The sequence below is a fragment of the Priestia abyssalis genome (genome assembly GCF_002019595.1).
In the GTDB taxonomy this organism is placed as follows: Bacteria; Bacillota; Bacilli; order Bacillales; family Bacillaceae_H; genus Bacillus_BA; species Bacillus_BA abyssalis.
In genome coordinates, this window is sequence record NZ_KV917369.1 from 2,456,669 (window position 1) to 2,475,657 (window position 18,989).

At 38.5% G+C, this 18,989-nt stretch carries 22 protein-coding genes; 14 read left to right on the top strand and 8 right to left on the bottom strand.

The window, feature by feature from the left end; all coding sequences use genetic code 11:
- Positions 1-35: 35 nt before the first annotated feature.
- Positions 36-1,040: a DUF3231 family protein gene (locus tag BK575_RS11520; RefSeq protein WP_078410496.1), complete on the bottom strand. Its 1,005-nt coding sequence runs from the start codon at positions 1,038-1,040 to the stop codon at positions 36-38.
- A 278-nt stretch (positions 1,041-1,318) separates the two neighbouring features.
- Here BK575_RS11520 and BK575_RS11525 point away from each other — a divergent pair, with 278 nt between their 5' ends.
- The 3 genes from BK575_RS11525 to BK575_RS11535 all read left to right on the top strand — a co-directional run bounded on the left by BK575_RS11525 (position 1,319) and on the right by BK575_RS11535 (position 4,139).
- The gene (locus tag BK575_RS11525; RefSeq protein WP_078410497.1) at positions 1,319-2,641 is read left to right on the top strand and encodes an FAD-dependent oxidoreductase; all 1,323 of its coding nucleotides are present in this window, start codon (positions 1,319-1,321) and stop codon (positions 2,639-2,641) included.
- Positions 2,638-3,624, top strand: coding sequence for a class I SAM-dependent methyltransferase (locus tag BK575_RS11530; protein ID WP_078410498.1), 987 nt, complete (start codon positions 2,638-2,640; stop codon positions 3,622-3,624). Before BK575_RS11525 ends, BK575_RS11530 begins: the two co-directional genes overlap by 4 nt.
- Positions 3,625-3,731: 107 nt before the next feature.
- Positions 3,732-4,139 carry a hypothetical protein gene (locus BK575_RS11535; protein WP_078410499.1) on the top strand — a complete coding sequence of 136 codons (408 nt, stop codon included), beginning with the start codon at positions 3,732-3,734 and terminating at the stop codon, positions 4,137-4,139.
- A 168-nt stretch (positions 4,140-4,307) separates the two neighbouring features.
- On the opposite strand, the gene BK575_RS11540 is transcribed toward BK575_RS11535, so the two are convergent.
- The 3 genes from BK575_RS11540 to BK575_RS11550 form a co-directional block, all read right to left on the bottom strand.
- On the bottom strand, positions 4,308-5,165 hold the full coding sequence (locus tag BK575_RS11540; protein WP_078410500.1) for a DUF421 domain-containing protein: 858 nt from the start codon (positions 5,163-5,165) through the stop codon (positions 4,308-4,310).
- Positions 5,166-5,183: 18 nt separating this feature from the next.
- Positions 5,184-5,390 carry a DUF1657 domain-containing protein gene (locus BK575_RS11545; RefSeq protein WP_078410501.1) on the bottom strand — a complete coding sequence of 69 codons (207 nt, stop codon included), beginning with the start codon at positions 5,388-5,390 and terminating at the stop codon, positions 5,184-5,186.
- Between the two features lie 220 nt (positions 5,391-5,610).
- The gene (locus tag BK575_RS11550) at positions 5,611-5,814 is read right to left on the bottom strand and encodes a DUF1657 domain-containing protein (protein WP_028395669.1); all 204 of its coding nucleotides are present in this window, start codon (positions 5,812-5,814) and stop codon (positions 5,611-5,613) included.
- A 163-nt stretch (positions 5,815-5,977) separates the two neighbouring features.
- Here BK575_RS11550 and BK575_RS28570 point away from each other — a divergent pair, with 163 nt between their 5' ends.
- Positions 5,978-6,118 (top strand): hypothetical protein, encoded by a 141-nt coding sequence (locus BK575_RS28570; RefSeq protein ID WP_169907752.1) that lies wholly within the window; start codon positions 5,978-5,980, stop codon positions 6,116-6,118.
- An 86-nt stretch (positions 6,119-6,204) separates the two neighbouring features.
- On the opposite strand, the gene BK575_RS11555 is transcribed toward BK575_RS28570, so the two are convergent.
- Positions 6,205-6,459, bottom strand: coding sequence for a DUF1292 domain-containing protein (locus tag BK575_RS11555; protein ID WP_078410502.1), 255 nt, complete (start codon positions 6,457-6,459; stop codon positions 6,205-6,207).
- Between the two features lie 176 nt (positions 6,460-6,635).
- On the opposite strand from BK575_RS11555, the gene BK575_RS11560 reads away from it, so the two are divergent.
- The 7 genes from BK575_RS11560 (at position 6,636) to BK575_RS11590 (ending at position 13,135) form a co-directional block, all read left to right on the top strand.
- Positions 6,636-7,328, top strand: a complete 693-nt coding sequence (locus BK575_RS11560) for a lysophospholipid acyltransferase family protein (protein ID WP_169907754.1) — start codon at positions 6,636-6,638, stop codon at positions 7,326-7,328.
- A gap of 81 nt (positions 7,329-7,409) precedes the next feature.
- Positions 7,410-8,063, top strand: a complete 654-nt coding sequence (locus BK575_RS11565) for a hypothetical protein (RefSeq protein WP_078410504.1) — start codon at positions 7,410-7,412, stop codon at positions 8,061-8,063.
- A 142-nt stretch (positions 8,064-8,205) separates the two neighbouring features.
- Entirely contained in the window at positions 8,206-8,646 is a 441-nt protein-coding gene (locus BK575_RS11570; RefSeq protein WP_078410505.1) for a hypothetical protein, read from the top strand.
- A gap of 566 nt (positions 8,647-9,212) precedes the next feature.
- A complete protein-coding gene (locus tag BK575_RS11575; protein ID WP_078410506.1) occupies positions 9,213-9,806 on the top strand; it encodes a hypothetical protein in 594 nt (197 codons plus the stop codon).
- Positions 9,807-10,128: 322 nt separating this feature from the next.
- Positions 10,129-10,590, top strand: coding sequence for a hypothetical protein (locus tag BK575_RS11580; RefSeq protein ID WP_078410507.1), 462 nt, complete (start codon positions 10,129-10,131; stop codon positions 10,588-10,590).
- A gap of 405 nt (positions 10,591-10,995) precedes the next feature.
- A complete protein-coding gene (locus tag BK575_RS11585; protein ID WP_078410508.1) occupies positions 10,996-12,486 on the top strand; it encodes a processed acidic surface protein in 1,491 nt (496 codons plus the stop codon).
- A 1-nt stretch (position 12,487) separates the two neighbouring features.
- Positions 12,488-13,135 (top strand): class D sortase, encoded by a 648-nt coding sequence (locus BK575_RS11590; protein WP_078410509.1) that lies wholly within the window; start codon positions 12,488-12,490, stop codon positions 13,133-13,135.
- Positions 13,136-13,664: 529 nt separating this feature from the next.
- Here the strand turns inward: BK575_RS11590 and BK575_RS11595 are convergent.
- The gene (locus BK575_RS11595) at positions 13,665-14,243 is read right to left on the bottom strand and encodes a LysE family translocator (protein ID WP_078410510.1); all 579 of its coding nucleotides are present in this window, start codon (positions 14,241-14,243) and stop codon (positions 13,665-13,667) included.
- Positions 14,244-14,376: 133 nt separating this feature from the next.
- Here BK575_RS11595 and BK575_RS11600 point away from each other — a divergent pair, with 133 nt between their 5' ends.
- On the top strand, positions 14,377-15,252 hold the full coding sequence (locus tag BK575_RS11600; protein ID WP_078410511.1) for a LysR family transcriptional regulator: 876 nt from the start codon (positions 14,377-14,379) through the stop codon (positions 15,250-15,252).
- Between the two features lie 127 nt (positions 15,253-15,379).
- Positions 15,380-16,213 (top strand): Cof-type HAD-IIB family hydrolase, encoded by an 834-nt coding sequence (locus tag BK575_RS11605; protein ID WP_078410512.1) that lies wholly within the window; start codon positions 15,380-15,382, stop codon positions 16,211-16,213.
- A 63-nt stretch (positions 16,214-16,276) separates the two neighbouring features.
- Here the strand turns inward: BK575_RS11605 and BK575_RS11610 are convergent, their stop codons facing one another.
- Both BK575_RS11610 and BK575_RS11615 read right to left on the bottom strand, forming a co-directional pair.
- Positions 16,277-16,672, bottom strand: coding sequence for a VOC family protein (locus tag BK575_RS11610; protein ID WP_078410513.1), 396 nt, complete (start codon positions 16,670-16,672; stop codon positions 16,277-16,279).
- A 46-nt stretch (positions 16,673-16,718) separates the two neighbouring features.
- Positions 16,719-17,024: a hypothetical protein gene (locus BK575_RS11615; protein ID WP_078410514.1), complete on the bottom strand. Its 306-nt coding sequence runs from the start codon at positions 17,022-17,024 to the stop codon at positions 16,719-16,721.
- Between the two features lie 191 nt (positions 17,025-17,215).
- Between BK575_RS11615 and BK575_RS11620 the strand changes: the two genes are divergently transcribed.
- Positions 17,216-18,976 (top strand): SulP family inorganic anion transporter, encoded by a 1,761-nt coding sequence (locus BK575_RS11620; RefSeq protein ID WP_078410515.1) that lies wholly within the window; start codon positions 17,216-17,218, stop codon positions 18,974-18,976.
- The last annotated feature ends 13 nt before the right edge of the window (positions 18,977-18,989 follow it).

The following is an 18,989-nucleotide window of genomic DNA, read 5'->3' on the forward strand; positions in this document are numbered from 1 at the left end:
TTTTCGCAGCATCTTTTATAAGGGATATTCATGGATCAGCCTTTCGTTAATTGGTTTCGATCCTCAATTTGCGGCGGTTCTTCCAGCCATCCGTTTTTGATCATGATTTTTCCGCCCTCTTTCGCAAAACTGTAAATGTCTTGTCCAAGCTGCACCATTTTCATCGGTAAATCATTGCGTAAGCTAAATGCGCCCCCAAGTGCATTACTGCCAAGGCCAAATGTACTTAATAGGCTGGTATTATACATCATCAATTTATCAGAAAAAGGAGCTACTGTTGAATTTGTCGCTTTTCCAGCATGGGTTGCGGGCGGCTCAATATAACTGTGCCGTAATATATCGCCTAATTCAGTTTCAAGCTTCTTTGACAATTCCATCCCTTTAACGAAGTGTTTTTGTACCTCCTTCTCATTTGCTACTTGCGCAAAGCCAATCATTAATTGCATCCCCGTAAGATTTGTATCAATGGCATGTTGAATAAGGGAAACTTCAATGGTATTGAGGGACCTTTTCTCACCAAATAAACGAAACCCATCCAAATAATTTGTATCTTGAACAAAATGAACTTCTGTTGGCATCGAGACATAAGGAGGGCGAGCAATGATTCCTGCCTCTAATAAAACATGAGTCGACTGATCGTACGTCTCTTGTGCTTCTGCTGTTACACGTTTGAAAAACTGTCTAATATCTTCACGGTAGGACATCGTGGAATAAAGAGCAAAGAGCCCCGTTTCTATTTGGGACATCAATCGCAAATACATCATATCAAACATAAAGTCGTATAATTTCGGAGTTCCTTTATTTATATCCTTTTCAGTGAATCCGATGGGAACAACTGCCCCTTCACGATGAAAAATGTTTTTGATGAATTCTACACCCTTGACCGCACGATCGTAATGAAGCTGAAGAATTTGCTGCTCATTTTCGTTATGCTCAAGAAAGTGCTCTAAAAATCTCATGACCATGGTTTTTTCTTGATAAGTCGTCCATAACGTTGCTAACTCTGAAGAAGTGAGTGGTATGTGTTTTGAATGATTCATTTGAACCCTCCCGGTATATAACGGATTTCTACATATTTTCTATTTATAGTGTTTAATTTCACCTCTATATATACTCGTATGAACGATTGAAAAGAAAAAAGCTTCCTTCTTACTCCCTTTAAGAGTTTGCTTTCAGAAATTCTTCATATTATCCAAGCATCTAAAAAAAACGACAAAAACATTTCAAAATGACAAAGAGTCTTTTAGAAATCCATTGAGGCATTGTAACGTTTGAAGGGGAACAAACGCGGGAACTAAATGGCAAAGGCGGTGATATTTTGAAAACGGAAATTTTAATTATCGGCGGCGGCATCGGAGGGTTAACCGTTGCCTTGAAGCTGGCGAAATGCGGAATTGATGTTTGTATCATCGAACAATCAAAAGGCAGTACTCATTTATATAAAGGGGAGCTGCTTCAGCCGAAGAGCCTCGAAATTTTCCAGCGCATGGACATACTGGATGAAATTGAACCCATCAGTCATCGAATCGATTCCATTGACTTGATTGAGATGAGGGAAGGGGAAGAAGGAAAGGAGAAATGGGGTGCGGCCATGATGAACTACAGTGTCATCAACAGCGAATTCAATTATGCACTCATGATTCCGCATGAACAATTAAAAAAAGTATTGCTGGATGAAGCTGTAAACTATTCGTCGTTCCGCTACATACAACCTGCGAAGTTCAAGGAATTTAAAGAGGGAAAAGCGATTGTTCTTATAGAGGGGCAGGAAAAAGAAATAGAGGCTCGTTTTTACATTGGTGCAGAGGGAAGAGCCTCGAAAGTCAGAAAGACAATGGGGGTAAAACTTCATGAACATGCTTATGACCATCATTTTCTAACCGTGTCGTTTCCACGGCCAGATTCCTTGGAGCAAGGTAAAATGGTATCGACAACGGACACCTTTTTAGGTCTTTTCCCTTTACCGGACAGGCTTGTACGAACAGTCTATTTAATTCCGGCCGGTGAATACAGAAAGATGAAGGAACAAGACATTGCTCTTTTTCACAAGAAATACATGGAACTCTTGCCTGAACTTGAAGGCTATGTGACGCAAATAAAGGATTGGAGAGAAATTCAGCTCATGATTCCGGTCCATTTTCATGCCAACCGCTATGTGCAAGATAACATCGCGATTTTGGGAGATGCTGCCCATAGTGTTCACCCGATGGCCGGAGAAGGGATGAATCTTGCCATCCAAGACGGAGATGTACTGGGTGAATTGCTTTGCTGGATGTACAACACCCAACAGATATCCCCGCAGCATTTAAGATGGTATGAAAAAGTGAGAAAACCGAGGGTAGATGAAATATTGAAAATCAGTCACCTATCCGCCATGGCTTATTCTAATCCGTGGAAGTCTTTTGCAAAATGGCGCCATAAAGTGATGAAACAAATGACAGTCGACCCGAAACTACATACAAAACAAATGTTAAATATCTCGGGGCTCGGCATGTGGAAGGAAACACCGTGGGATCGTCTCATACAGATTGGTTTATTGCCTGCAAGGCCAACAATGGCGACCGCTTTAAATGTGGACCGGTATACATTTGCGAATGAAGATGACTATCCATGGAAACATGAAGGAGGAAAAAAGAAATGATCAAGGAATATATTCGCGTGTTAAAAGCAAGGGGATGGATGAAGCGAAACATGTCATTTTTATACAGTTGGCATGCGTACGTGGGATACGAATTGGATTTGTACGATGCATTTAAAAAGCCGGCAACCATTGAAGAGGTGGCGAGCGCCCGTTCATTGAAGGAAGATATGTTAAAAAGGTGGGTAGAAGTCGGGATGGCCATTCGTTATATTAAACAAACATCAAAAGGGCATTTTAAAACGATCAAAAGCTTTATGCTGCCTTCCAGTAAAAAAAATCCCCGTTCCACAGGTGTCATCTTAAAAGAAATGATGGAACTTCATATTCCTACTTTACTAAGTTATCCAGACATGATGAAGACGAAAGAGAAAAAGGTGTTCGATCACCAAATACATGGAACGCTCGTCGCTCAAACATCCTCTCTTCTGGAGCAGCTCGCCCTGCCTGCACTTTCACGTTTCATCAAAAAACATAACATCCAATCCATTGTGGATGTCGGATGCGGCCATGCCGGATATTTACAGCGGCTTTCTCAAGAATATCCGACCATTCGCATGACAGGAATCGAGTTGAATAAGGAAGTAGCCAAAGAAGCCGCTCATCGCTGTGAGTCACATACCAATATCACCATCGAATGCCAGGACGCCAAGTTATGGAAACCTGATGGACAAGCAGATTTGATCATGGTTAATAACCTTTTACACTATATTTCTCCAGAAGAGCGACAACCGTTGTTTCAACAGCTCAATGGTTGGCTGGGGGAAAAAGGAAGTATCTCGGTGATGACTCCCATTCATAACTCGAAGCATGGAAAGCAATTCTCAAGTGTATTTAACAGTTTTTTCAGTGCATTTGACAATCTTCACCCTGTCCCAACGGAAAAAGATCTGTATGATATCGCCGCTGATACAGGACTGAATATTAAGGAATTCAAACCGGTGGTTAAAGAAGGCGGATGGTACCGGATTGTCATGCAAAAATGAAAAATAAGTAAAGGCTCTTCATTAGAAGAACTGTCGCCATTTGTTTTCTATGAACTCATAAAGGGTTGGAGATTAGGGGAAAATGAAGAAAGCGAGGTGTGGATCATATGAACAGAGCGGGTAAATATGCAAGTTCTGATAAAATAGATGATATTCAACTTATGAACATGGTGATTGAATTAACGGAAAAAGAAAAAATGGCCATGTGGTCGGAAGGCTATATTGATTCCGTCATTGAGAAACTGCCGGTATTCGCTAGAGATATCCTGGAAAACAGAAAGAAAAAGTGGGAAGATACAAAGGAATATGTTCAACAACAAATTAATGATATCGTTCATGAAAAAGAATTCCTCGAGAAATTGCAAGCGGAACGAAAAGAGTTTGCTTTATATGTAATGAGCCATTATCCTCAGTATCAATCCTTGCTGTTTCACTATTATGATGGAAACATGAAGGAGTCGGACTTTAAAAGATTCGTTTACCGAAACCGATATACGAAAAACTATCTGCATTAAAAGAAAAAGGAGCTTTGTACATACAGCTCCTCTTTGTTGGTATTCTTCTGATACACCCGTAATTTTTCCGCTTACAAGGATTTGATTTTCGTCCTCTTTCGTCTCAAACACTACCGTTTCTATATTTTCGAACATTATTGTTTCTCTCCTTGATTCGAATAGATTTAATCATCTTAAATAAGGAGTCAGCTCATCGAGTGCTTTTTGCAGCTTTTTCGCATTTTTGTTATACATTTCTTTTGCGGATGTAGCGTCTGTCCCTAAAGAAAAAATTTCTAAATCGGCCTGGCATTTTTTTATCATGGCAAGCAGCATAGGACGTTGTTGGGGGGATGGGACGTTCAGTTGATCATTATAAATGTCAATCGTCAATTCCCCGTAGGAATCCACTTGTCCCAGAAACACATTGTTGAGCATGACACCTTGTTTATCGAGTTCCAAATTCAGCCACCTGCGGGATTTGTTCGCCGCTGCCAAAGCATCATCCATAATGTGACCATCCATAATGACTGTATGGGGTTCTTTCTCTTGCGGTACATTCATTTGTAAATCTTTCGGGGTCAACGGTTGGTTTTCCTTTTTCAAGAAAACGCTCAAATCACCTCTTGGTTCTAAGACGGCAAATTCCACATCAGCCGCTTTAAATACGTTCTTTTGGCGAAGCAAAGCCGATAATTCGTCGATTGTATAACGTTCTTTCTTCAAATTATCTTCTAATATTTTTCCATCTTTGATGAACACCGTGCTTGTTCCTTCGACCACATCACGAAATTTCTTGCTTTTGATGGCGAAGAAATCAACGAAAAAGGTAATGAGACCAAATGACACAATACCGAGTATTCCTACTAGGATATTTTTTTCCAATCCCATGATGACCTCACCGGCGATACTGCCGATGGTGATGCCTGATACATATTCAAAGAAAGTCAGTTCTGAAATTTGCTTTTTTCCTAATATCTTCGTCGTTAAAAAGAGGACGACAAAAAAAAGTAGCGAACGAACAATGACATCCATCCATTCCGGCATGTTTCTTCACCTCAGCGATTATGGTTGTTTATATTGCGGCTCTTCGATTTCCAGTTCATATACACGTGCCTGAAGGTCTTGTTTAATTTCATCCATCAATAACATATTTTTGTGGAAAATTCGTTGTGCCTCTTCATCCATGGAGTTTAACGCCAAACTTGATAATTGTGATTGGATTCCCTTGATGGTGGAAAGGCATTGATTCACATTCGCGGCAATCGTCATGTTTACATCTTCCTATCTTCTTATAGTTAACGTATTTCTTTAAACTTGAGCATCAAACGAAAATAGTTTATTGATGAGGATAGATAACGAAAGAAACCATTTCCATTTTTATGTAAATGAAAAAGAGGGACTGAACCTAGTTATGATTGTGACGGTTCATTTTGCGGGAATCATCCAAAAGGAAGGAAAACAGTCCTTTCAGATGATCCCTGTATGACGATTATTGTTTGTATTGAGGCTCTTCTTGCTCGATTTCCTGTAAACGCGGTGTAATGCTGTCAATAATCGTTTGAGTTTGCTGGGCTGCATTTTGATATAACTGCTTCGCATTTTGGTTTTCTGTACCTAAAGCGAATGTTTCAAAGCTTGCTTGAGCGCTTTTTAGGCCTGCAATCGTCTGTTTTACTTGAGCTGCAACTGTCATGTGTAACTCCCTCTTTCTGCTTAATTTAACTCACAAAAATATTATTTCTGTTTTCTGTCTCTTTATGTGAAGAGAAGACTAGTGGTTTTTTTCCAGATTTTCAGCACATTTTTCTCATGATTAGTGGAAAGATGGGAAAAATATGGTCGAGGTGATAAGATTTATGAGAGAAGGAGTCGCTTTATACGGCGGAATGGTTCTTGGATTATTGTTTGTCGGCCTTTTCGGATTTAGAGGATTTTCCCAATTGTTCAATACGGGAAAGGAACCGGAAAAATCCACACAACAACAATCCACAAGATGATTGATCGAGAAGAAGGGCATATAGGAACGCGACAGCTTCATGTGCCCTTTTTCTCCATATTTATGACGTTCTCTTTACAACTTCTTTTAATCTGCAGGGGCCGCTTCCACTGCAATTTGATAGGCCTCCAAGATGGATTCTCTTTCCTCGGGATTGGATAGCCCTGCAAGATATTGCTCACCCCCGTCATCCTCCACACGCATCAGGATGGTTTCGCCATGTGCTCTTAAAAGGACGTAAGCATTTCCTTCCATCTCAAACAAGGCTTCGACGGCATACTGCTTTTCAATACCGTGTTCATCCTCAATCGTTAAAAAATCTCTCTTTTCCACATGATTCATCCTTTCACACCTCCATAGAATGCTCATCGTTACTTTGTCCCGTTCGGTGTATTCCTATATTAGGAAACTTCTATCGGTTCGGGTTTTACTGCCCGTTAATGAGGGATAAAAGTAGCATTCATTGAAAAAAAACGTAAAATAGTAAAAAGAAACAATGGAAGGATAGGGGAATTTATGTGTTGAGACTTCTATGTATTGTGCTATATGTATCCTTTTGGTTCGTGTTTCACATCCCATATGTTCACTTAGCGAAAAAGCGTGCTTATAAAGAAGATATATTGAATGCCAAGTTACGAGCGCTCATCCTACGGCTTTTTAAAATCGCAGGTGTCCGTGTAAAGATAACAGGAAAGGAAAATATCCCGAAACAAGAACCCGTGCTGTTTGCCGCCAACCACGAAAGTCATCTGGACCCTCTTCTCATGTACGTTTGTTTAACCAGAGTTCCATACTTTGTAATGAAAGCAGAAATTGAAGATATTCCAGTGTTTCGCGTTTGGATGCAAGAAATCGGCCATATTGCTTTAAAGCGAGGGGACCGAAAAAGTGCAGTTGAAGTATTGAGGAAAATGAAAAGATATTTAGAAGAAGGAAAAGATATTCTCATTTTTCCTGAAGGAACGATCACGAAAGGGGAAAGGGACTTGCCTTTCAAACCCGGAAGTTTCAAAGCGGCGCTGGATACTGAAAGCAGTATTGTTCCGATTACAATAAGAGGATCGGCGAAAGGATTGGAACAGCAGCGCTATATGATTAAACCTACTACGATTGACGTGATCATCCACCCAAAAATCGAAACTGAAAAAGGCAAATGGGAACATACGCATGAGCTTTCCTCACATGTAGAGAAGATTATTAAGGAAGCGTGAATGATTCCCTCTTAAACATGGTCTAAAATGGATGAAGCAAGGAATACTAGAAAGGAGAACATTGGAAAGAAGGGATGCACGATGTCATTAGAATGGTTCGATCGAGTGAGCGGGGAGCTCCAAGACCATTTGGAGTCCATTTGTGATAAATATGATCAAATTGGTCATATTTCTATTGATAGAGGGGCCAAGCACCCTCGTATGGAGTTTTTCATTGAAACGGGAATGGATGAAAATAGCAGGGAGTACTTTTGTACACTTTTTTTCGATCCCTATAATGAAGAATTTTATATGGAAACGTTCGACTTTGATCTTGAACAAACATCAAGAATCATCCTTTCTGATATAGAAGACATCGTCGATGCTGTTCATGATACATTCCACGATTACATGAACGGTGATGAGACTGACGAAATAGATGATGAAGATGAATATTTCTTGGTGGAAGATGAGCCGGAAGAGGAAATCTTCGAAGAAATCGATGTGGATTGGACTACTCCGGAAGTAACAGCATATGCTCATGAAGACGAAGTAGAGGTCACCTATCAGTTTGGAATTGTCCAAGAAACAGGGGACGGTGTATTACGAAGAGTGAATCGAATAGTCGCAGCCAATGATGACTTAATAGAAGACGAGTCCCATTTCATATTCAGCAAAGAGGAAGCAAGCACCATCATTGCCATGATTGCCAGCCATATGGATTCCTTAAAGGAGTTTGATTATAACGATTATTAAGCTGCCAGGCAGCCCGCACCAAAAAAGAACACATTTGCGTTTAACCGCTATGTGTTCTTTTTGTTCACTAGCCAATATCCACCCCATTTTGATGGTTGAAACAATATCCTTCATCACACACTAGGAAAATGGAGGTATAAATATGTTTTCATTACGCGGGGATGCTCATAAATTTTATCTTAGATTAAGAAGAAAGAGAGTGAATCAGCAATGGATTGAACAATGCAAGGAGCTTGCGGAAATTGAGGAAATTCAAACCTTTTATACGGAAATCGACAGTCATACACTGAATAAAATTCAATATCGAATGGTAAAAGAGAAGAACGGATCAGGAATCATTCCTATTTTTATATCTGCCGGTCCGTGGCTGTTATTCATTTTTTCAAAACAGTTACAGCGATTTCTATTCAAAGAGGGGAGCCTGCTGTGGGCCGCTTTCGTATTGTTGTATTTAACGGCTCTGACAGTGAGTGTAATCGTTCATTTCCAAGAAAAAGCCTGGGCAGCTGTTCACATCGAAATCATTCAAGATATTTTAAGGGAAAGAGGAATGGACAAAAGCATGAACCATTCCCTCAGTTAAATGGTTCATATCCTATGGACGGGGAAACAAATTTAGCAATAAAAGTGAACGCAGAATAAAAAGGACGCGATCGAATCTTTCGAACGGCGTCCTTTTCCTTCGTTTTATTGAATATCTGTGCTTACAGTCATTTCTTCTTCATCGATTTCTATATGACAATCCATTGTATGAATCGTTTTATCTTCGTGGTTTCCATAATAAATGGTGATATTCATGAATTTATCGCTCCTTTAATATAGGAATCATTCAATATGTATAATGTCCTTATCACACGTATAATTTATTATAACTCAAACCATTATTATCCTCAACAGGAAATATTCTTATCACAAAGTAACTATTCTTTCTTGCTTGAAGTGGGAAATGGCCCAAAAGACGATGAACGAAATCAATCGAATCGTTGAAGCGTTAACGATTCAGGCGCCGTCATCATAACATGGTCATTTTTTTAGAGGGAGATTAGATTAGTATAAGAAGATTTTACCAAAATAAATGACTACTATGCCATAGTTTTTCTTTGTACAATTAAGCTCAGATATGAACTTAATTCGGAAAGAGGGAAAAGGGTGCAACATAATCAATTATTCTTTTTAGCTTTAGTAAGCAGCATTTTAGTTGTTTTATATAAGTTTTTCGAATGGCAAATCGTTGAAATATTGACACCATTTCTTATGCCTTTGCTATGGTTATTGGTATTTGGCTTTTTCTTTGTTATCACAATTCGAACCGTAATCACTCTGCTCAAAAATAAAAATTGGAAACCATTCGTTATCCAGCTCGTTACCATCCTCTTATGGCTCTTCTTTCCTTTCACTCAGGTTTTATTGGATATAGATTTTAAAATGAATAAATCCGAAAGAGAAGAGGTTGTAAGCAAGGTAGAAAATGGAACATTTAAACCGAACGTTTCATACAATTCTTCTCTTATTCATTTACCTGAAGAATATGACCAATTATCTAAAGGCGGCGGGGAGATTGTTGTAGAGAAAAATGGCGATAGCTCTTCCATTCTATTCTTTACTTTTCGAGGTATTTTAGATGGTTTTTCAGGATTTGTATATTCACCAACTGACCAAAGGCCTTCCAGAAATGATTTTGATGGAGACTTTAAAGAAATAGAAAAATTAGATGAACATTGGTATTGGGTAGCTTCTTATTAAACGGGGGCGTTCAACAAGAGACTGCATAAAACCCCACTTTTTCATGCAGATGCCGGGTTTCTTCAGAAGCCTTAAACATTGATTTATCAACGATGCATAAAATTTTGCATAAACTATAACACCCCCCTTGGGCACCAAGGGGGGGTGTTATAGTTTGGTTCCTGAAGAAGTTTTATGTAACCTAGATTTGTATAGAATATACATACATGTATGGGATAAATCAGAAGCATGAATGAGAGAATGAACTTAAAAAGAATCTGTATCTTTTTCATGGTTTCTACGTTGCACTGTTCATGAACATCATTATGTTGGGAGGTTTGTTATGAAAAAGTTATGGAAACTTCTTCTTTTAGGAGGACTTATTCTCTTAACTGTGTTGTTTTTTAATACTCACTTTATTAAATTTCCAGTTAATTGGGCGCAAAATTTAGTCAATATGAGAGTAGAGACAAATTACATTCCTATAAAATATAAAAATAGTTATGCGACTATACGTAATTGTGGAAGAAATTGTAGCTATATTAAAGTGTTTTATAAGGGTTCAAAGGAAAGTCTAGTTATTACTGCAACGAACCATGTTAGTTGGGCTGATGATCCTAGGTGGAATAGGAATACAATTATACCTGGAACAAAGTATTACTACCAAAAGAAAGGTGAAAAACAACTGTTATTCTGGCGGGAAGAAAAAGAGGGATTAGAATTGAGGCTTGAATATATTGGAGAAGAGAAGTTACCTAAAAAAGAACTTGTACAAATAGCAGATTCGGTTAAAGCTGAAAGATAAAAGCTTATCATAGTATGTAACTTCCCACTTTTGCTCCGACTAATAAGGCGAAATGTCCAAAAGTAGAGGAAGAATAAATAGTTCCTAAAATAAAAGCAAGAATTGTAAGTACAACCCTATATATAAATAACAACCTAGATTTTAAAAGTGATTGGTTCCAGGACGGGCATTCCAGTCGCGATCTTGTTGTACTAATAGCATTGGCTAGAGGTTATCTGAGTTTGTATCTTTACAAAGTAATAAAGAAATAAAGATTGTTCCCTATCCAATCTACTCAAACAACGAACATCCAAGACATAACAACACTACCTCAAATTGGTAATATAGCATTCATTGTTAAACTAATGTTAATATCTTATAATTTTCTAGAATCATAGAAAGAAGGGTTCAGAAAAGGAGAATAAAATGAAAAAACTGGGGGCAATTTTACTATCATTTTCATTATTAATCGGATTATTCCCAAAAGCAACACTAGCTACTCAGGAACCAAGTTTTGAGAAAGAACTTACGGAGTATTTAACCGAGATTAGTAAAGAAAGAGGTTTTGAAGTAACGAAAGATGATATAGAAGTATCTCTTTCCACTTATGAGGCGAACATCAAAGACTTCGATACTGTCGAAGATTTAAGTGACTTCTTAGGTGAAGTGATTAAAGCCGATCTAAGTAACTTAGATTATATTTATGAAGAGTATGAATTGGATGAGGCAAGCCTCACCCATTTGCTAGAAGAAAACGGTGAAGAAATCAACGATTACATTTATATTGATGATTTGGACACAGCCGTTTGGTTCTATACAGATAATGAGGTTTTTGAACGTGATCCAAACTTCGACCAAGATCTTGTTGATTATTTAGCTAGAGTTAGCCAGGAAAGAGGCTTCGAAGTGACGAAAGGAGATATTGAAGCATCTCTTGCTTTATATGAGATGACCAATGCTGACTTTGAAACTGTCGAAGATTTAAGCGATTTCTTAGGCGAAGTAATTAAAGCCGACCTAAGCAACTTAGATTATTTTAATGAAAATTATGAATTGGATAAACAATCCTTACTCCAATTGTTAGAGGAAAATGGCAAGGACATTAATGATTACATTTATATTGATGACCTAGAGGAAGATATTTGGAACTATTCTGAAGGGAGTCTTCCTGGAATGGGTGAAGAAATAGCAGAAGAACTTCTTCCTATTTTTGAAGAAATCGACCTTACAGAAGAGGAACTTAAACGTATCGAAGACCATTTAATGTCCTTAGAGGAGCACCTCTCCAATCCTGAAATCATAACGAGCCTTGATGAATTGGGTAACCGCATGATGGCTTTCGAGTACTTTGATGTGGCTACCGAGCTTACATCCGAGCAAATTGCAGAAATAGCATCCATCTACGAAGAGCTACTATCTATTTTTAAGTTGAAGGCATCCTATAGCCTTGTCAAGGGCGGTTCAGAAACACCATTATCCCTTGCGGACTTAATGGCATTAGAAGAACTGAAGGGTGCTAATTTGAAGGTAAACTTATCCAGTACAGATGGTCAGTTCTTAGCAGATATTATTATTACAAGTGAAATGGTCGATTCTGAAACAGTTATTGAAACAGGTGAGCAAATCGAGGAGTCTGCCGAAGAGGTGATTGAGACAGTCGAACAACCACAGATAGCTAAACCGGAAAAACAAAAGCCAATACTTAGTGCAGAAAAGCCAACAATTAAAACAGAAAAACCTGCATTACCACTTAAAGCAAAACACGGAAAATCTATTGCTCAAAGTAAAACAGAATATAAGACTGTAAAAGGCGCGAAACTACCAGAAACAGCTTCCGATTATATTCCAAATGCACTGTTTGGACTTTTCATCACTTTAGCCGGAATCTTAGCATACCGAAAGGTAAGGAATGCGTAAGATGGGAACACTAAAAAATAAGGGAATCAACCGCAAAAAGCGGTTGATTCTTCTTTCGTTTACAATTGCTAGCATCTTGTTTGGTTTTTGGTTTTCTACTACCAATATCTATAAGTTTGCAAAAGGCTACTTTGCTTATAAAACTCATTCTTCAAATAGTCAAATAAAAGAAACCGCAAAGCTAATCGAGATACAACCTAATAAAGAAGAAACGGAAAAAGAGCTATATCCTGTCCGTCCTAAAATTGGGGAAGAAATAGGAGAACTGTATATACCAAAATTAGACGCAACACTCCCTATTTATCACGGAACAAACGAGGATGAGTTGGAAAAAGGAGTTGGTCACTTTGCAGGAAGTGTGCTACCTGGTGAAAATGACAATTCCGTTCTCTCAGGTCACCGAGATACAGTATTCCGAAAACTTGGGGAAATAGGAGAAGGAGACTGGTTAGTCGTTCGAACTTCGGCAGGAGAATTCAAATACAAAGTCAACAAAGTGCGGGTTGTTGATGAGGATGATCGAACCGTTATCGTTCCAAAACCACGTGCAACGTTAACAGTCAGTACATGTTATCCTTTTGAATATATCGGATCAGCACCTGAACGCTATATACTAGTCGCTTATCTGGCTTCCAAAACATTAAGTTAATAAAAAAGAGACTTCTGAATCGTTACTAGGTTATTTTTGAAAGTACCTTGATACATTAAAGATATATAAAACCATTGAGATACTATAAATTAGAGCTTGTCTGTTAGTACCTGCTTAATCGATTGAGCTAACGCCCGCGTTAGTTTAAGTACAATATTTTACAATCTTTCTCGTGGAATAAGAAAAAAGGTGACCAGAGATGCTAAGGCAATTCCTTTTCTTCTTCAACGGGTAGCGACTCTTTAATGTTGAAGAAAATAAGCTAATTTACATCCGTGTTTCTATTTTCATTATTCCATTATAGAGCGTTTTTGTTTAATAAAAGACAGAAGGAGAACACATATTAGTCATATATAATATGTGTTCTCCTTTATTTTTAAGGCTTTTTATAATTTAGGTCTTGATAAGCCATAATGCTCTATCTATCCTTTCTTGTGCTACAAATGACCACATTTAGTATAATAACAAAAAAGCAAGAAAAGCCATAATCTTTTCAAAATAAGAGATTCGACTTTTCATCTCTTTAGTTTTAAAGAAAAATAGTTACCGCAGAGTAAATCAACAAGAAACTCATAATTACTCGAAATGACTTGTCATGTTTGGCAAAAAAATTCTTGAAAATCGAGCCGAACCCTGACCATAAAAGCAACGCTAACCATCCTAAAAAAATGGCTAAAGTTAAATAAAAAGCGATAGATTTAAGAGAATGATTAAACGGCAAAATAAAAACGCTCATCACTGTTAAAAAGAACAAAATGCTTTTGACATTTAGAATCTGAATGATAAAACCTGATAAAAAAGAGGATTGTACATCACTAGAATCTTTCTCTGAACTTTTGTGAACCCCCACTTGCCATGCCAAGTAGAGCAGATATGCTGCACCCGCAATTTTAAAATATGGCTCTACAAAAGGGATGAAATTGTATAAACCTGCGGTAAATACTCCACCCATAATCCCAAGTACCGCAAACCCTGCCAAAATCCCGCTAATGAACCTCCAGGACCCTGCAAAACCAAACCTCCTCGCTTCATTCATCATTAAGATGTTACTTGGACCAGGCGTAATGGATGTAATAATCACATACGAAAGAAACGCTGCTATACTCATAGATTCACCTTCATTTACTAATTTACTATCGGATAGCCTTTATTGTATGATGAACCTAACTATAAATAAAATTGAAATTAAAAAAATCATTATCATTTTTTTCGATACATCTTACAACTTAAGGGGAAACGATATGGAAATTAGACACCTTATTACGTTTCAGACTATTGTAGAAATAGGAAGTTATACAGGAGCTGCTTCGAAGTTAGGTTATACTCAATCCACTATAACTTCGCATATACAGGCACTTGAACATGAGATTGGCGGGGAGCTTTTTACTTATGTAAAAAGAAATTTACAGCTTACTCATTTAGGTAGAGAATTAATACCTTTAGCGGAAGATTTACTTTCTACTCATGAACAGATTAAGAACATGCGAAGCATCCACGAAGTTAAGGGAGTATTAAAAGTGGCTGCACCAGAGTCTTTAACAATCTCTAGATTAGGTCCGATAATAAGGGAATATTCCTTGAAATATCCTCATGTCAAAATAATATTAACCAACGGTACATGCGGGCAAAACCAAATTGACTTAATAAGCGGGCGGGTAGATGTTGCATTCATGGTCTATCCAGAAATAAAACTAGAAAAATGCATTCATTATTCTTTAGTTGAGGAGGAGATCGTCCTTGTGAGCAGTAATGACGGTCCGGATCATTTTGATGAATATAAAAAAAATAACACCAACCATTTTTTCATTACAAATGAAGAAGGCTGTAGTTATCGGACAATGTTTGAAAGATATCTTTTAAAGCACGACATTCATAACTTTCAAACAATGGAGCTATGGAGTATAGAAGCAATTAAACAAATTGTTATGAGTGGACTTGGATTTTCTGTTTTGCCTTATATTACAGTTAAAGAAGAAGTAGAAAGCGGCAAGCTAAAAATCCTAAGTCATTCTGAAAAATTCGATCCCATTTATTCTCATATGCTCATAAAAAAGAAAAAGTGGTTGTCTCCAGCAGTAGAGGCTTTTGTTGAACTAGTCTTTAATTATGCAGAGTAGGTTCATGTCTTTTCCACTTTTCATATTTGGCTAAATGCAGTATACTTCACCATAAAGCAATCCTTCAATTGATGAAGGTATAGCCGTTAGAGCGGAATAATAGAAAAACGGGAGTGGGGACGAAACGATGAAATGTCTATCCATTGATTTAGATGGTACGTTATTGAATTCTCAGCATGAAATATCAGAAGAAAATATGAACGTTTTACAAGAGTTACAGGCCAAAGGGCATCAAATCATTTTAAACACAGGCCGGGCTTATGGTGATGTTGTGAGCGTCAAATCTGTCCAACATCTCGAATGTCCGATTTTTTGTGTGAACGGTTCTGTATTATACTCTGAAACAGGAGAGCTGTTGTACGAGGCGACAATCTCAATTGATACGTACAAAGAAATATTCGCTGCTTTAAAAGAAATGGGAGTAGGCATTCTTGTGTACACGAATTACGGCGGCTTTCCTTCGACACTGCCTCCCTTGCACCATAAAAGCAAAGAAGAGTTGGACACTCTTTTTCAAGAATACGATTACGATGGTATCTTAAAGAAAGACAATCTTAAAATCTATAAACTTATTGCTTTAGTGCATCATGATCAACTAGAGAAAGTTGAAGAAGTAAAAACAGCTTTAGCTGATCAAACAGACATTTCTATGGCTTCTTCTTTTTCGAATAACGTTGAAATCACTTCAAGCGAGGCGCATAAAGGAAAGGCTTTATTACGCTATCAACAAATGATGAACGTATCTTTTGAAGAAATTTTCGCATTTGGCGATGGAGGCAACGACCTTGCGCAATTTGAAGTGGCAACCACTTCTGTCGCAATGGGAAATGCCCCTTTGGCGATTCAGCAACAAGCCGATCTCATCACAAAGACAAATGATGAAGATGGTTTCGCCTACGCGGTGCGCCATCTGTTGAAATTGCTGGAAACAGAAGAGACTGTTTCTTTGATTGGATCATAAAAAGAACCCATGTACATCTGAATGATGGATGTGCATGGGTTCTTTCTTTGTACCTTAATAGTATCAAGAGGTTAAATCTTTCTGGTCGACATTCAATTCAATTAAATTCCCATCAGGGTCTGCACAAAAGATTTGGGCAAATCCGCTTTTGCTGTTCGGTTTTTCGAGAATTTCCACGTTGTTCTTTTTCAGCCATTTTAACGTTTCCGCGTAGTCTTCGACTCTGAGGGCAAAGTGTCCTTCACGGCTGCTTAAATGCTTGTCCGGCCGAATCGTTTGTGAACTTGGATATTCAATTAAATGCAGCTGCTGCTGACCGATTTCATACCACGCCCCCGGAAAATCGAAATCAGGCCGTGTGATTTCGGTAAGACATAAGATGTCCGTGTAAAAGCGTTTTGCCTGCTCCAAGTTTGTAACGGTGAGGCTGACATGATGAAGTTCTTTATACTTGATCAAAAGGCCATCTCCTTCCGTATAAAATATGTACGTATTCCGTTCACTATCATTTGCTCTTTTTATTCTTCATGATTTCCTCGTGGACAACAAAAGCAAGGTCCTCGTTGCCGAATAAGGATAACACTCCAAGCAGCATTTCATCTGGGATGTCTTCCGATTCATGTTTAGGAACCGTCAAATCAATCGCGTGCTGAAGTGCATGGTTCGCTCCTTGCTGCGGGTAGGCGCGCGTATATAGCTCGGCTGGGTCGAGATCGTGATTGACGCACCACTGGGCAAAGACAAGGATCATCATGTGCTCGTCCCGCTGATAGTTTTGAATAATCTGGTCCTGCATCTCTTTTGGATTCATCAAAATTCTCCTTTTGTTGAAAAGTATACCATTCAAATCATAACATGCTGTTATGTAAGAGGCCTAGTTTTAGAAATGATACCCTTTATTTTCAATTGGGGAATTACAATTCCATCACCATACTATATAATATTTGTATATTCAAATATTTGAATATACGTTAGTAATTCATTTGAAAAGAAGGGATATTTGTGAGCAAGTTAAGGGAACGATTTAACGGGTATACGACGCAGCATTTTCGTAAAGACCTGCTGTCAGGGCTCATTGTCGGCGTCATCGCTCTTCCTCTCGGCATGGCTTTTGCGATTGCATCGGGTGTCAAACCTGAGTATGGAATTTATACGACCGTCATTGCCGGCATCCTCATTTCTGTCTTTGGCGGTTCTAAGTTTCAAATTGGCGGTCCAACAGGAGCCTTTGTCCCCATTCTTTTAGGGATTGTCATGACTTATGGGTATGAGAATTTGCTGATTGCTGGCTTTTTGGCTGGAATCTTGTTAATTTTAATGGGAGTATTCAAACTCGGTTCTTTAATTAAATTTATTCCGCGCCCCGTGACGATCGGTTTTACTTCAGGCATTGCCGTCATTATTTTCACTGGACAAATCGCCAACTTTCTAGGAATCACCGGAATTGAAAAGCATGAAGGTTTTATCGCAAATCTTAACGAAATTGTTATCCACTTGGATACGATTAACTTTTATAGCATGATAACGGCGATTATTTGTTTTTTATTTATTTTACTTACAACAAAATATTTTCCGAAAATACCAGGTCCACTAATGGGGTTGATGATCTCAAGCATTATTGCCAGTCTATTATTCCCTGGCAAAGTAGCGACCATCGCTTCTACATTTGGTCAAATTCCTAATACAATGCCTCACTTTCACTTTCCTGAAATCACATTGGAAAAGATCCAATATTTACTTCGTCCAGCTTTGGTTATTGCTGTATTGGGGGGGATAGAATCGTTATTGTCGGCAGTTGTAGCGGATGGCATGACAGGAAGCAGGCATAACAGCAATCGCGAGTTGATAGGACAGGGGATTGCAAATATGGTAACTCCTTTGTTTGGCGGGATTGCAGCAACAGGGGCAATCGCAAGAACGGCGACCAATATTAAAAACGGCGCTGTTTCGCGGATGTCAGGAGTGATTCACGGAGTAGTGGTTTTGTTGGTGCTGTTGCTTTTTGCTCCTTATGCATCCCATATCCCTTTGGCCAGCATGGCACCTATTTTGATGGTAGTGGCCTGGAACATGAGTGAGCGAAAAGAATTCGCTCATGTTTTAATGACGAAAACAAGCGATTCGGTGATTCTAGTTGTTACATTTTTACTTACCGTTTTTACGAACTTAACGATAGCGGTAGAGGCAGGGTTATTATTGGCTGTTCTCCTGTTTGTCAAACGGATGAGTGATACGCTTACTGTCGTAAAAGCACTTCCTGATCCTTCAGACCAAAAAGTGCGCCCGTATATGGTGAGTGAAGGACGTGACTGTCCCCAAGTAAGCCTCTATACGATTGAAGGACCGCTTTTCTTTGGAGCGGCGCAGCTGTTCGAGAAATCGATTATGGACACCATCCATCATCGCCCAAATGTATTAATATTAAGAATGGGAAAAGTTCCATACATGGATATAACAGGAGAATCCAATTTAACAAGCATTGTTCGTCATTTTCAAAGACATGGCGGTACCATTGTCATTTCAGGTATTCAGCATCAACCGAAAGAGGTGATCCAACGAACAGGACTATACGACGAGATAGGAAGAGGACATTTCTTTGAACATACCGGGGAAGCGATTGATTTCGCCCTGCTAAATTTAGAGCAAAACAAATGCATTGGTTGTAAGCACTATGCTTTCCAAGAATGTACGTCGTTGTCTATCCCAAGCGGGGAGAACATAAAAGAAAAAGGTTTAGAAGATATCATTTTAGCGAAATCATAGAATGGAGAAAATG